This window comes from Lacunimicrobium album (assembly GCF_052161635.1).
Classification (GTDB): Bacteria; Planctomycetota; Planctomycetia; order Planctomycetales; family Planctomycetaceae; genus SXPC01.
The window spans coordinates 3,517,645-3,530,363 of sequence record NZ_CP197413.1 but is presented as its reverse complement, the minus strand read 5'-3'; the positions used below and the strand labels follow the sequence as shown (position 1 = coordinate 3,530,363).

The 12,719-nt window shown below is 53.6% G+C and carries 14 protein-coding genes; 9 read left to right on the top strand and 5 right to left on the bottom strand.

Translation table 11 applies throughout. From position 1 onward, the window contains the following. Nucleotides 1-101 precede the first annotated feature (101 nt). Complete coding sequence (gene msrP / locus SH248x_RS14060; RefSeq protein WP_459554914.1) at nucleotides 102-1,136, bottom strand: protein-methionine-sulfoxide reductase catalytic subunit MsrP; 1,035 nt, start codon at nucleotides 1,134-1,136, stop codon at nucleotides 102-104. Between the two features lie 194 nt (nucleotides 1,137-1,330). Further along, a complete protein-coding gene (locus tag SH248x_RS14055) occupies nucleotides 1,331-2,239 on the bottom strand; it encodes a PDZ domain-containing protein (protein ID WP_459554913.1) in 909 nt (302 codons plus the stop codon). Nucleotides 2,240-2,665: 426 nt separating this feature from the next. Here SH248x_RS14055 and rpsN point away from each other — a divergent pair, with 426 nt between their 5' ends. From rpsN to SH248x_RS14030, 5 genes are all read left to right on the top strand, one after another. Further along, entirely contained in the window at nucleotides 2,666-2,935 is a 270-nt protein-coding gene (rpsN, locus tag SH248x_RS14050; RefSeq protein WP_459554912.1) for an uS14 family ribosomal protein, read from the top strand. 182 nt (nucleotides 2,936-3,117) lie between these two features. Next, nucleotides 3,118-3,501 (top strand): type II toxin-antitoxin system RelE/ParE family toxin, encoded by a 384-nt coding sequence (locus SH248x_RS14045; RefSeq protein WP_459554911.1) that lies wholly within the window; start codon nucleotides 3,118-3,120, stop codon nucleotides 3,499-3,501. Continuing rightward, on the top strand, nucleotides 3,494-3,865 hold the full coding sequence (locus SH248x_RS14040) for a helix-turn-helix domain-containing protein (RefSeq protein WP_459554910.1): 372 nt from the start codon (nucleotides 3,494-3,496) through the stop codon (nucleotides 3,863-3,865). Before SH248x_RS14045 ends, SH248x_RS14040 begins: the two co-directional genes overlap by 8 nt. Before the next feature lie 114 nt (nucleotides 3,866-3,979). Beyond that, nucleotides 3,980-4,453 carry a hypothetical protein gene (locus SH248x_RS14035; protein WP_459554909.1) on the top strand — a complete coding sequence of 158 codons (474 nt, stop codon included), beginning with the start codon at nucleotides 3,980-3,982 and terminating at the stop codon, nucleotides 4,451-4,453. Nucleotides 4,454-4,471: 18 nt separating this feature from the next. Further along, nucleotides 4,472-4,885 carry a hypothetical protein gene (locus SH248x_RS14030; RefSeq protein ID WP_459554908.1) on the top strand — a complete coding sequence of 138 codons (414 nt, stop codon included), beginning with the start codon at nucleotides 4,472-4,474 and terminating at the stop codon, nucleotides 4,883-4,885. Nucleotides 4,886-5,233: 348 nt separating this feature from the next. Here SH248x_RS14030 and SH248x_RS14025 read toward each other — a convergent pair whose 3' ends face one another. From SH248x_RS14025 to SH248x_RS14015, 3 genes are all read right to left on the bottom strand, one after another. Continuing rightward, complete coding sequence (locus SH248x_RS14025) at nucleotides 5,234-6,286, bottom strand: LOG family protein (RefSeq protein WP_459554907.1); 1,053 nt, start codon at nucleotides 6,284-6,286, stop codon at nucleotides 5,234-5,236. A 156-nt stretch (nucleotides 6,287-6,442) separates the two neighbouring features. After that, complete coding sequence (locus tag SH248x_RS14020; RefSeq protein ID WP_459554906.1) at nucleotides 6,443-6,805, bottom strand: STAS domain-containing protein; 363 nt, start codon at nucleotides 6,803-6,805, stop codon at nucleotides 6,443-6,445. A gap of 135 nt (nucleotides 6,806-6,940) precedes the next feature. Further along, complete coding sequence (locus tag SH248x_RS14015; RefSeq protein WP_459554905.1) at nucleotides 6,941-9,697, bottom strand: HEAT repeat domain-containing protein; 2,757 nt, start codon at nucleotides 9,695-9,697, stop codon at nucleotides 6,941-6,943. A 141-nt stretch (nucleotides 9,698-9,838) separates the two neighbouring features. On the opposite strand from SH248x_RS14015, the gene SH248x_RS14010 reads away from it, so the two are divergent. The 4 genes from SH248x_RS14010 (at nucleotide 9,839) to SH248x_RS13995 (ending at nucleotide 12,705) form a co-directional block, all read left to right on the top strand. Beyond that, nucleotides 9,839-10,420, top strand: coding sequence for a Uma2 family endonuclease (locus tag SH248x_RS14010; RefSeq protein WP_459554904.1), 582 nt, complete (start codon nucleotides 9,839-9,841; stop codon nucleotides 10,418-10,420). A 300-nt stretch (nucleotides 10,421-10,720) separates the two neighbouring features. Next, nucleotides 10,721-11,344: a Uma2 family endonuclease gene (locus SH248x_RS14005; protein ID WP_459554903.1), complete on the top strand. Its 624-nt coding sequence runs from the start codon at nucleotides 10,721-10,723 to the stop codon at nucleotides 11,342-11,344. A 307-nt stretch (nucleotides 11,345-11,651) separates the two neighbouring features. Further along, the gene (locus SH248x_RS14000; protein ID WP_459554902.1) at nucleotides 11,652-12,134 is read left to right on the top strand and encodes a YciE/YciF ferroxidase family protein; all 483 of its coding nucleotides are present in this window, start codon (nucleotides 11,652-11,654) and stop codon (nucleotides 12,132-12,134) included. Between the two features lie 220 nt (nucleotides 12,135-12,354). Continuing rightward, on the top strand, nucleotides 12,355-12,705 hold the full coding sequence (locus SH248x_RS13995; RefSeq protein WP_459554901.1) for a hypothetical protein: 351 nt from the start codon (nucleotides 12,355-12,357) through the stop codon (nucleotides 12,703-12,705). Nucleotides 12,706-12,719 lie beyond the last annotated feature (14 nt).

Genomic DNA, 12,719 nt, shown 5'->3' with positions numbered 1-12,719 from the left:
GTCGATGGCATCAATCCCGATTCCTATCGTCCAATGCTCCGATGCCTGGTTGCAAGGAGCGTCAGCGGCTCGGACGGAGCCTCGCCCTCCCGGGTGAAGAATCAGAAATTCTTCTTCAGGTCCAACCCGTTATACAGGTGGGCGACGTGTTCGCCGTAGCCATTGAACATCAGGGTCGGGCGACGTCCACCTTCGCCGATGCGTTCTTCCGTTGCCTGGGACCAGCGCGGGTGCGGGACGCCAGGATTGACGTTAGCATAGAATCCGTACTCCTGTGGAGCGAGCAGGTTCCAGGTGGAGGGAGGTTCTTTGTCCGTGAGAGTAATTTTCACGATCGACTTGATCCCTTTGAAACCATATTTCCAGGGGACGACCAGACGGATCGGTGCCCCATCCTGCGGCGGCATTTCTTTGCCATAGAGTCCCATCGCGAGCAGAGTCAGCGGGTGCATGGCTTCATCGAGGCGGAGGCCTTCGACGTAAGGCCAGGGGAGAACCGCACGTTTCTGGCCGGGCATGCGGGTCGGGTCAAAGAGGGTTTCGAAGGCAACGTACTTGGCTTCCGCTTTCGGCTGGACGGCATCGAGGAGAGCGGAAAGTTGGAAGCCGTTCCACGGGATGACCATCGACCAGGCTTCGACACAGCGCATTCGATAGATGCGTTCTTCGAGTGGGGCCAAAGCCCTCAGTCCAGCGATATCGAAGGTTTGAGGTTTGTCGACAAGCCCACCAACTTCGAGCTTCCAGCCTGCGGTGGAGAAGTTCTTCGCAGCGGGGGCGACCCCTTCTTTACTTGTCGTGAATTCGTAGAAGTTGTTGTAATGAGTGATGTCATATTCGGGCGTCAGCGTCTCGTCGACGAGAAAGCCTTTTTTGATTCTGTCTTCTTTGGTGAGCTCAATTGAGGAAGCAGAGGGCGTCGCCGTTGATTCGGCCGTTGTTTGCACGGTCGTGGGCGGGCTGGGCTCGAGGGGAGCCGTTTTCGCCCCTTCGCCTTCGGGTTCGGTCGAGAAGTGGTACAGCGCGCCGGTGGTGATCACAGTCCCGGCAGTGATCGCGGCTTTGAGAAAGCGACGACGGTTGACGTAGGCGTCGTAAGGAGTCACCTCGTCATTGAGGGGGTTGTGTGTATTCATGGTGCTTCACGTAGGCTGCGTGTCGAAAAAGTTAGTTGGCTGCCATTATCTCAAACGAGGGGGCGATGTTGCTAGTCGAAAAGGTGACGAGATGAGGCGCAATAAGGATTTAAGGATCACCAATGAAAAAAGGGAAGGCTGTCTAAAGACAACCTTCCCTCACAAGACTCCGTTCATCGTGTCAATATTGCTGATTACCAGCAGCATCCACCACCACGGTGAGCGCGGCGGACACGGCGATGACGTCGGCCATCGCAGCCACAGTCATTGTAGACTGGTTGGCCACAGCCGCAGTCGGCTTGTGGGTAGATTGGTTGTGGGTAAACAACTGGTGCTGGTGCAGCAGAGCAGCCACAGCCTGATTGCATGACGTAGCCAGTGGTCCCAGCAGCCATCGGGACGAGGTTATCGCCGACTGGCTTCATGGTTGTACGGTTTTGATTCTGATAGCTGTCTTGCATGTAAGGATCGCTGGTGACGACGCGACCATTTTCGGCGTACGTTTGTTGTTGTGGTTGTTCGCCGAGCCACATGGTGCGGGTGTATTGCTGACCGCCCCGTTCGTAGACGATCGTGGCTTGAGAATCACGTGGCGTGTTCATCAGTGCTTCGTTAAAGGCTTGTTGATCGTTGAAATCGCGGTTGTTGTAGCGGACAATGCGATCGCCGCGACGCAGTCCCATACGGGCAGCTGCACTATCACGGGTGACATCCTGGACAACAATGTTGTCGGTGTTCTGATCGATGGTCAGGCCGAGTTGGTTGTCTTCGCGTGCTTCCTGACGGACTTCACGGTTTTCTTCGCGTTGTTCCTGTCGCATTTCGCGATCAACAGGTTGGTTCTGGCGAACAGCTGGTGTTTCGGCATTGATGCGTGCATCAGCAGGAACGTTGGCGTTCACGTCCACTGAGGCGTTGTCTTGCAGAGGTGCTTTGACCTGTGCGTCTGGGTTGCTGTTTTGCTCGGCACGGGTTGCTCCGAAGTTCACTTCAGATTGTGCTTCCGTGCTGACGCCACCAGTGGGGGCGTTTTGAGCAGAAGCAGTGGCAGCGAAGGCGGCCGTGATCAGTGCGATTCCGCAGGTGTGCATCAAGGGTCTCATAGGAGGCTCCTGGTGAGGCGCCCGGGGTGATGGATGTTCCCGAACGCGGTGTTATGGATGTGTCAGAGACTGACTGACGAACTGGCATCTAAGCTGTTGCAACGGTTGTGCCAGTCAGGCAAGGGGAATAAGTCAAAGTCTGAGTAATTGGCGGAATCTGTTGAAAGCAAACGAAAAAACGTGTTGACTTTATTTTTAGTGTCGGGTTACCTCGGTGGCCTGTTGAAGCCTTATTGTGCGGTGAGCGTTCAGGACGAACTACGAGCAGGCATGCTGATCCGACTTTTCATCCGACTGCGATAAGAAAATGCGGAACACGGAGAGCTTTCAACTCGGTTGACAACTTGCCGCCTGGGCGGCATAATCCCCGATTCATTGTTTTGACGACACATTCCGTAGATACCGTAGAGCTGAAGTTGTAAGCACATGGCCTCAAAATCTAAAATCGCGAAGATGAAGAAGTTTGAAAAGCTGGTCCACAAGTACGCCGCCAAGCGAAAAGAGCTGGTCGCTGCTGGGGACTATGTCGGTCTGCGTAAGCTGCCACGGGCTTCTGCTCCTTCTCGCCTGCGACGCATCTGCCAGATCACTGGCCGTCCACGTGGCAACTACCGCAAGTTCCAAATGTGCCGTAACATGCTGCGGGACATGGCTTTGGATGGTTTGATCCCAGGTCTGAAGAAAGCCAGCTGGTAGTTCGGCAGGGCTTAGACACTTTTGCATTCCGTTGCGGTTATCGCAACGAAGGGGCTTAGGTCTTAGCCGGAAGGGTTAAGTTCAGCTCATTTGAACACAAGAAGCCTCCGTTTTGACGGGGCTTTTTTGCTGCGCGGAATGGTCTTTGATTTATATTGGATATGGTATATAATGGACTTGTCATGGACGAGACATCTTCGCGAAAGCCATTAGTCTGGTTAGAAGGGGAAGTCAAAACTCCGCCGTTCTCAGCGAAGGCGCGATATGAAGCTGGAATGCTTCTTCGGCTGCTTCAGGAAGGTGAATCGTTGTCGATGCCACAAGCAGAACCAGTTCCCAGGATCGGACAACGCTGCGGTGCTCTTCGAATACGTGATGAAAGCCACAACTGGCGGATCATGTATCGAATCGATAGCGACGCCGTAATCGTGGTCGAAGTCTACGACAAGAAAACACGTCAGATTCCCGAACAGGTCATTAAGAATTGTCAGAAGCGACTTGAGCATTATGACTGGATCGTTGAGACCTCTCGCAGATCAAAGTCGAAGGGAAAAGGGAATGGATAGTTCAAAGAAGAAGGCACTTGAGAAAGCTGGCTGGAAAATTGGCGATGCTGCGGACTTTCTCCAGATGTCAGAAGAAGAACGGCAGTTGCTTGATGCCAGAGTGAAGCTGGCGATGGCAGTCCGTCAATTGCGTATTGCAAAGAACTGGACCCAGAAGACGCTTGGGGAGAAGCTCAATACAAGCCAGCCGAGAGTCGCAAAAATCGAGCGGGCGTCCGCAGACGTTTCGCTGGATCAACTCGTTCGCGCCTTTCATGCGGTTGGCGGGATGATGAAACTGGAGTGGAAGAGCGAGAGAGCACCAGTCGAGAAGAAAAGTCGTCGCAAGGATGTTTCAACATTGGTAGTTTCAATTTCGGAGTAGTGCGAATGAGTACTGCTTACAACTGCCTAAATCTGATCATTGAAGTTGGTCTTTGTTCATTTGCCACTATGGGGTATGGTTCGCCTCCGAATTGCTTTTCACGGAGGAGAGAATATGCAGGTTGTTTCACTGTTATTGCTCATGATGCTGCCCTCTGTAAATCCTTCAGAAGAGATTTTGGAGCGGGTAGATGTGTCTTCTGTCGCCGAGATGATCCCGGGTGAGACCTACACGTTTGCATCGACGATTCGATCGGAGTCAGGGCCATTCAGTCTTTATCACATTTCGTCAGTTGTTCGATATCATGGCGTTCTTTGGGAAAAAGATAGTGAGTCGTTGACCTTCGTGGGTGTTGAGAGGTTTGCTTCCAATAGTTTTGAAAGCGATTACTGGACGCTGCAAGTTATCGGTGACTACCTTCGTCCAGCGAGCACGAGCATTGAGATTCTTCCAGGCGATCTCACCTTTCACTTTGAAGATATGATGCAGGTAACATCAGGTCGGGCGTGGTGGAGCGGACCAAGACTAGGAATCGATTTCGATTTCAATGAGCAGGATGGAGAGGTTGTTACTGTTGTTGTTCAGTAACCGCTTTGTGGACCTCTTATGAATGCCAGCAGCGAAAACCATCCGTCTCACAAGCCATGGTCAATTTTGGGGCGGTTTGTCTTGGGGACCGTTTGTTGCTTTATTTTTCTGTGGAGCCTCCTGATTGGTGCGCTCATTGGTGACTCGCGATTTTATGCACAGCGATTCAAAGATCAGAATGCGATCGTTGTCCAAGCCGTCAAAGAACTCGGCATCGAAGAGAACACCAGGATTGGGCGGACCTCAACAGGGTTTCCGGAGATTATCGGGACGCTCTCTAGGCAGGAAATGAATCAACTCAGGCAGAAACTCGAAATAGAGTTTGGACAACCGCTTGCGTCGTTAGTTCTTGGGGAGAATTCTTCGCAACGAGTCATCGATACAACAGGCGTGTATCACACCGAGATCAATTTCGATGGGGAGGCTGAATGAGGAGTCTCTCATCCATCATCCCGCGAGTGCATTGGAGTTTGCTCACCCTGGGTATTCTCTCAATTGTCTGTATGGCTGGATTTCAGATCGGATACATCGTTGCATGGAGAGGGCAAATTTCTCAGAGGCGCATTGCCCAGGAAGAATTGATCAGACAGTGTTTGAAACACAACGGGCTGCGGACTGATATCGGAATATCATCTGATTGGAATGGATTTGTGAGGATCAATATTGATGCAATCCCGGAAGAGCGTCGGAGCCGATTGAGGCAAGATCTGACGAAAGCATTTGGTCGTCCGCTGGCAAGAGAGATGACACGGCAGGTGGGAACCGATTCTGAGATCTGACTCAAACCTCCGGGCAGTCATCCAGGCTCGTGTTGATCAGATCAATCATCTGTCGCAGTCGGCCAAGATCTCGCCGGTTGAAGTCGAGGATGAGTCTAGGCAGGTGGGCCAGGTGGGCGTCGTCGGCTTCGTGGGGGTGAGGGCCTGTTTTCTCGATCTTACCGGATTCCAGGATCGAGCTGAATTCATCGTTGAGGCGGGCGACGAAGTCATCGGGCGGGTCCTTGTGAAGACGCAGGACGAGCTTGCCGTTGACGTAGCGCATCGAGTTGTAGACGCAGTAAAACGTGAAGATCTCGCGGACTGCTTCGCCGACGTCGTCGGTAATTTTGTAAAGCGATGTGTCTTCGGGGGAGATCAAGCCTCGTTTGAGAAGTTGATTGTTGATGTACTCCTGGAAGTCTTTCCAGAAGGTATCGCCGGGGGCATCGACGCAGACGATCGGCATCAAGTCGCGCTTCCCAGTCTGGACGAGGGTGAAGGTTTCCAGGCATTCATCGAGCGTTCCAAAGCCTCCTGCGAAGAGGGCGATTGCGTGGACTTCTTTGACGAACAGGAGTTTGCGAGTGAAGAAGTACTTCATGTGGACGTTCTTCTCGTCGCCATCAATGATCGGGTTGCTGCCCTGTTCGAAAGGGAGCATGATGTTGACTCCCATCGCTTTCTCGCGTCCCGAGCCTTCGTGAGCGGCCTGCATAATCCCCGGGCCTGCGCCGGTCAGGACGTACCAGTCGTTCTTCGCCATGATGCGACCAAAGTGGACAGCCGCGTCGTACGCCGGATCACCCGCGCGGAGTCGAGCGGAGCCGAAGACGGTGACTTTTCGATTCCTGCGATACTTTTTGAAGATCTTGAACGCATACCGAAGTTCACGCAGCGTGCGTGAGAGGAGTTTCATATCGCCGATGGTAGCTTCATCCCGTTGAAGCTTATCGGCTGTCTCTTTGATCTCATTGACCAGTTTCTCGAGAGGCTCCAGAGGTAAGCCAAGGTCGCCTGGAATGACTTCCTGCTCAGAGACATTCGGACGGACGGGGACGTGTGGTTTGGACATGGGGGATAGTAATTAGGAATTGGTAATTAGAAATTGGCCGATCCGCTTCGCAGGATCAGAACGTTATTTGTTGCATGCTGTCGTGTCTGATGTGGAAATCAAAATTGGCCTTTTCTGGTTCCGGCTAATTTCCAATTTCTAATTCCCAATTTCCGTTCACGAGATCGCTTCGAGGGCTTCTTCGCGGGATTCGTAGATGGCCCAGAGGGTGTCGAGGGCGGTGATGTGGAGGAGTTCACGCGCCATTTTGCTGGCGCCGCAGATGACCAGTTCGCCGTTTCTGCTTTTAACGAATTTGTGACAGCGAAGAATGAGGGCCAGGAAGACCGAGCCGAAGTATTTCACTTCGCTCAAATCGAAAATGACCATCGGCACCTCGGCCTCTTTGAGAGGCGACATGACAATCCCGGCCGCTTGTTCAATCAGCTCCCAGCTCATCTGTTCGACATTGCTGGCGGGGACGATGATAATGACATCGCCGTGCCAGATCAGTTGGAAATCATCGTGCGTCTGCTTCATGAGATAAAACGTCCTTGAAGAAGAGAACCACAGATAAACACGGATTCACACAGATGCGAACAGGTCATGAGTCGTGAGGTCTGAGTCATGAGAAGTACAAATGGCGAATGCCTTTTTGACTTTAATTGTTTGGGTCTATCTGTACGAATCCGTGTTCTTCTTCCTCTCTGGGATCTCTGTGTACTCTGTGGCCATTTTCATCCGATCATAGACCATGCCATCAGGCCGGTCGAGCCAGGTTATCCAGGATTCGACCTTTTCGTGGAGCGTGCGAGCAGTTGCCAGCGAAGCGGGGCGTTGATTGGCTGGGACGAGTTCGTCGAGGCCGTTGAGGATTTCCTGTCGGACCTGATCGTTTCGTTCGGTCCAGAGCATTTTGACGAGCGAGCGAGCCGAGTCAGGAGACGCCATCTGCCGTAGCGCACGGACGGCGTCGATACGGACCCTGGGTTCGAGATCATAACTGAGTTTGGTCAGTTCTGCTTTGCCTTGAGGATCGCCGAGCTTCGCCAGCGCGACGACCGATGCCTGACGAACGCGTCGATCAGGATAGGTCAGGAGGGATCGCAGAGTCGCGCTGCTGGCGATGTCGCCGGTGTTTTGACTGGACATGCCGTCGATCAGCCAGGGGTGACCCGTGGAGGCAGCGGCGTTAATGGCAGACAGCAGAACGGCCGTCTCACTGGAGTTGAGAAGGTGAGCAATCTCGCTGGTGAGAGCCGTTGCGCGGTGACGCGTGACGTAATCGCAGCCGAGGATCTGGATGTCGGCCCAGGGAGAGCGAAGTGCTTCTCTGGCGATTTCCTGACACGAGGGTCGGGCATCCCGTTCAATCGACTGCATGATGTAACGCCAGACGAGGACATCGTATTCCTGCTTGAGACGCGCCGGGAGCTGAGACGTCACGAGTTCGGAGATGGTACGCTCGTCGCCGACGCGCTTGAGGTCGGTGGCAGCGGAGCGACGGGCCATGACGTCCGAGGACTTCAGGTCTGCCAGAGCAGCGAACTCGGGAAGTGCATGGACGAGGATGTCGGTTTCAAAGCGTTCGCGCACAGGGATCGGGAGTGAGCGGATACGCGATTCGAGGGAGCCGAGTTCGTAAGGCTTGAGGGACTTCAGGAGAGTGATGGCTTCGTCGTCGTTGGTCGGGACGTCGTCTTCGAGGCGTGCGATGGCTTCGAGGAGTTCGTCGCGACGCAGGGCTTCGTTAGTGCTGCGTTCGGCGGTCAAGATGGGCTGAGTCACGCGATCATAATGCGTCTTCACGGCATGGTTGACGGCGACCTGCTGGATCTCCTGCTGTCGCACGTCGATCGAGTCACGCCATTTTTCCAGCGTGATGTGAGCACGGGTGTAAGACAACTCGGCAGCTTCCTGGCGTGTCTTCACACTGCCGGCGCGGTAGGCTTCCATCCACACGGGTTGTGCCATTTCAACAGGCCAATCGCGAGTCGCTGACACGGCGGCAAGTTGAACCTGCAAGCTGGCATCGCTGGCCAGGGCGATCAGGAACGTCCCCGCGATAGCGTTGGGGTAGGCAGAGAGAGTTGTTGCGAGGGCTTCGCGAACTTTTTCAGACGGGTCCTTGATGAAAGGGCGAAGCTCGTCGAGCGAAAGTTTTGCCAGACCGTCCAAAGAAGCAACGCGGAGTTGCTCGGCTGTCTGATGCGAAGAGCTACGCAAAATCTCAATGGCAGCTTCCCGCTGCACAGGGTGATTCAACAGCTCGACAGAAGCATGGATGGCAGAGATTTTGACGCTGTAGTCAGAATCGTGAAGCTGGTGTTTGAGAATCTCGATCGCGCGTGGGTGGCCGGTTCTCGCGACGAATAATGCGAAGTATTTTCGCAGTTCGGTCGAGCGATCGTTTTCGAGGTCTTCGATCTTTTCAGGCCACATACTTGGCTGGTAAGCGATGGCTATCGGTTGCTGGTACGCATGAACCAGGCAGCCTTCGATCGCTGCGATCTTCAACTCCTTGGCGGCGGCCACTTTCTTGTCCGGGACAAACATGGACTGGACCATCGGAATGCGCGATGGTGTCAGTTCGGAACTCAGCGAGCGGATCAATTGAGCCTGGACGGTTGTCGTGAGCATGCTGTCTCGCAACATCAGCCCGGCTTCGGAAAGCCGATCGGCGGCTGTTCCCTGGCCGGTAGTGAGCAGGCTGCGGCACCAGGCTTCTGTCGCGGCGGCGCGAGAAGCCTCATTGAGAACGATCTTGCCTTTGTTCGTGACCGGAGCCGTCGAAGGAGCAGATGTCCCTGTGTTGAAGTCGAAATCAATGCCAACGCGATGTGGCTGCCACTCGCCAGTGAGCATGGCGTTCAGGAGGCGTTCTTTCTGTCGCTGGGTGAGAAGAACATTTTCGGACGCAAGAGTGACAATCGCCTGCAAGGCAACGAGGTCGTCCTCGTTGGCGATGCGTTTGAGTGAAGCGATCACCCGATCAGCGCGATCGGTCGAGAGGAGAGTGAGCGGGTCTTCGAGGTCGACCAGCTCTACAGGGACGTCCTGAGCTGGCTCCGTCGCTGGTGCTGCTGGAGCATCAGGGGACTGGCCTCGGACTTTCGGATCATCGAGTGATTTTGGCAGAACCTTGGGGAGGCCGAGGATCCAATAGGTCTGGCCATCGCGAGCCGCAGCTTCGGGGGTCCAGTCGGGGCGTTTCTTCCAGAGCGGGTGCTGCAGGCGATCACTGAGTTGACGATCCCAGTTGGCATCGAGCGGGTTAATGACTGGCGTCACGGAAGGGGGAACAGGTTTGGACGCAAACGGAATCGCCAAGCTGTCCAGCGTTCCGCAACCCGCGCAGCTACCCGCGAGCAGCAGCGAGGCGATCCATCGCTGGCCCGGACGATGACCGGTAAATCGTCGGGGGAAAACCATAAGACGTGATGAGGTGAAGAGATAAGGAGGGAGCAGGAGGTTACGTCAAATCATCTCTTGCGGATAGATCGAGCGGAGTTCACCAGTTAGAATTGAAACTTCGTTAATCGTCCGAAGGTCATTCGCAGTAAGAGTTTTCCCATGATCGCAGGCCCTGATCCGACGATACTGACCGCGTCCCAGTTTCTGGAGCAACGCAACGACATGCCCGAGTGCGGGCAATGGTCGGAACTGCACCACGGCCGTCCGTTTCACTTCCAGCCGCCGGATGTGGATCATGGGAACGCGATTCTCAATCTTTCCAAACACCTCGCTGGTTACTTCCAGTCGCAGCCACAGGGATATGCCTGCTTTGACCTGGGACTTCTGGTCAAGGAGTCGCCCGACACCATTTTGTTTCCTGCAATTGCGATCTACATGGAAGGACAGCGGTTCGCAGAAGCGGATCTCGCGGTGTCGACAACGGTGCCGAGTCTTGTTGTTGAGATGGCGTCGACGTCTGATCGCAGGCAATACATGGCCAGTCGCGTCGAGCAGTACCTCGACTGGGGAATCTCGGGAGTCTGGCAGATCGATACTCAGAAAGAAATGATGACGGTGGTCTCGGGCATTTACCCGCAGCGGTTTTACGAGAAGACGGAGACCGTCGAGTCGATCCCGGAACTGCCATCGTTGAGTTTTTCGCTGGCAGGGCTGTTTGCGATTCCGGACTGGTATCGGTAAGGAACCATTCGCCACGGATGGACACGGATTTCCACGGATAAGAACGAGGCGGATTTGAACCGCAGATGAACACAGATGGACGCAGATCAAATGGGAGATGAATTGAGGAGAAATCAGAGTTCTCCTTTTCTTCTTTTATCTGTGTCCATCGGTGTTTATCCGTGGTTTGTTTTTGAATGGTTGCATGCTCCAGCTTCGAGCCCAAAGCGGAGAGCATGCAAAAATTGATCGCGAGCATGCCATCACGCCAATTGAGTCTGATACGCAGTCAGGGTAGAATTTGTCGCAGGAGATCTCTCGATGAGTTCCGTAACTGAGATTCGAATATCAAGCGGTCGTGAAGTGGCGTGTTCGCCGGTGCGGAAGTTTTCGCATGAGGAATACATGCGACTGCATGAGCAGGGATATTTTCGAGGCGAACGTACGGAACTGATCAACGGGGAGATTCGCGCGATGCAGGCACAGGGCCCGGCTCACAATTTTGCTGTGGCTGAACTGGATTCTCTGTTGGACCATCAGCTCCCCCGCGACCGTTTAGGCGTATTTTCGCAGTCGACGATTCGTCTTGGAGGAAGTTCACCCGAGCCGGATGTGTTCGTGACGATCGGTCCACGTCGGAATTTTATGAGGCGTTTAGCGACTGGAGAATCCATCTGCCTGATCATCGAAGTTTCGGATACGACCCTGGCATTTGATCGAGGCGAAAAGCTGTCGTTGTATGCGGAGGCTGGGATTGGAGAGTATTGGATCGTCAACCTGCCTGGTCGGAGGATCGAGGTCTACACGGAGCCGATTGCCGGCGATCATCAGCCAGCACGCTACCAGCGGCAAGATGTTTATGGCGAGAAAGATCGCTTTGAACGGCTGGTGGAAGGAGAAAAGGTGGTGATCACGGCAGAGGAATTGTTCGTGCCAGCGGAGTAGACAGGCGACGAAAGCCAATGTCGCTCAGCAGACTTGGGCTATGAGGCATGAGTTGTTCCTCATGAGGAACGACATCACGCAGAAAGCCTCACGACTCATGACCAGTTGATTTCCAAGCTCGCATCGTGTCGCGCGAGCTGTCATTGCTGACGCGAATTCTGTGTCAGGTGGGATCAATGATGGTCATTGTTTGGTTCAATTTCCATTTGGCATAGCGATTGCCTCTGGGGTGTTTCCATCGTGATGAAACATTCGATGAGCCTTGCTCGTCGTCATTGCATTCCCCCCTCACCAATGGAGACACGCCGTGAAAACGCTCGAAGAAGGATTTGTTGACGAACTGAAAGATATTCTCAGTGCTGAAAAGCAACTGACGAAAGCTCTTCCCAAGATGGCTAAGAAAGCCAGTAGCCCGGAGCTCAAAGCTGGCATCGAAGCCCATCTGGAAGAAACCAAACATCAGATCGAGCGGATCGAGCAATGCTTTGAAGAACTCGGCATGACTGCCCGCGCCAAGACCTGCGAAGCGATGAAGGGGCTCATCACCGAGGCAGAAGAACACATCGGCGATTGTGAAGATCCAGACCTCTGCGACGCGATGATCATCGCCTGCTCACAAAAGGTCGAACACTACGAAATCGCCACCTACGGCACGCTCTGTACTTGGGCGAATCTTCTCGGCTATACCAACATCAAAAAGATCCTGGGCGAAACGCTCGACGAAGAAGAGAAAACCGACAAGAAGCTGTCGCAACTCAGCAAGAAGGTCAATGTCGCCGCGAAAGCATGACGAGGTAGTTCGCGTTTGTCGAACGAAGCATGCCCAGCCGGAGGGTGTCGTGAAAAGACGATGCCCTTCGCTGGGCGTTTTCTTGCGCGCCCGAGAAAAGACTGGAAGGGTGAGGTAACTCAGTTTACCAGAGGTTTATAAGGCGTAATCTGGTAATATTTACCGTATGATAAAGATGTCAACTCTAACCCTGAAACCGGCTATTCGAGAACGATCGTGTATGTCGTATCTCGATCTCTATGTAAACGAAAAACGACTAGCGTCAATATTGGATGCAGGTGATCTGATCACACCGTTGGGTTGGTTAAATCAGAAAAATGAACAACATTTTGTTGATATGCTTCTGGGAAAAACAGGGGGTGACTTGCCATCTTCACGTGTGCCACTGTTCGTCTGTCCCGAATGTGCGGATTACGGATGTGGAACAATCGCATGTCGAATTTCTTACGAAGAAAACATCGCTGTGTGGTCAGACTTTGCCTGGGAATCTTCGATTGAGATAAAGCAACTGAACTTTGAATATCGCTATCAATTCGATGCCACGGAATACCGCCGTGTATTCATCAGATGAGATTCGTTCTTCTC

Bases quoted from the DNA above. Each gene is read 5' to 3' on its own strand.
- SH248x_RS14040 (WP_459554910.1), top strand. From the start codon at position 3,494: ATGGATAGTTCAAAGAAGAAGGCACTTGAGAAAGCTGGCTGGAAAATT.
- SH248x_RS14025 (WP_459554907.1), bottom strand. From the start codon at position 6,286: ATGTCCAAACCACACGTCCCCGTCCGTCCGAATGTCTCTGAGCAGGAA.
- SH248x_RS13995 (WP_459554901.1), top strand. From the start codon at position 12,355: ATGTCGTATCTCGATCTCTATGTAAACGAAAAACGACTAGCGTCAATA.
- SH248x_RS14010 (WP_459554904.1), top strand. From the start codon at position 9,839: ATGATCGCAGGCCCTGATCCGACGATACTGACCGCGTCCCAGTTTCTG.
- SH248x_RS14005 (WP_459554903.1), top strand. From the start codon at position 10,721: ATGAGTTCCGTAACTGAGATTCGAATATCAAGCGGTCGTGAAGTGGCG.
- SH248x_RS14035 (WP_459554909.1), top strand. From the start codon at position 3,980: ATGCAGGTTGTTTCACTGTTATTGCTCATGATGCTGCCCTCTGTAAAT.
- SH248x_RS14015 (WP_459554905.1), bottom strand. From the start codon at position 9,697: ATGGTTTTCCCCCGACGATTTACCGGTCATCGTCCGGGCCAGCGATGG.
- rpsN (WP_459554912.1), top strand. From the start codon at position 2,666: ATGGCCTCAAAATCTAAAATCGCGAAGATGAAGAAGTTTGAAAAGCTG.
- SH248x_RS14020 (WP_459554906.1), bottom strand. From the start codon at position 6,805: ATGAAGCAGACGCACGATGATTTCCAACTGATCTGGCACGGCGATGTC.
- SH248x_RS14055 (WP_459554913.1), bottom strand. From the start codon at position 2,239: ATGAGACCCTTGATGCACACCTGCGGAATCGCACTGATCACGGCCGCC.
- SH248x_RS14030 (WP_459554908.1), top strand. From the start codon at position 4,472: ATGAATGCCAGCAGCGAAAACCATCCGTCTCACAAGCCATGGTCAATT.
- msrP (WP_459554914.1), bottom strand. From the start codon at position 1,136: ATGAATACACACAACCCCCTCAATGACGAGGTGACTCCTTACGACGCC.
- SH248x_RS14045 (WP_459554911.1), top strand. From the start codon at position 3,118: ATGGACGAGACATCTTCGCGAAAGCCATTAGTCTGGTTAGAAGGGGAA.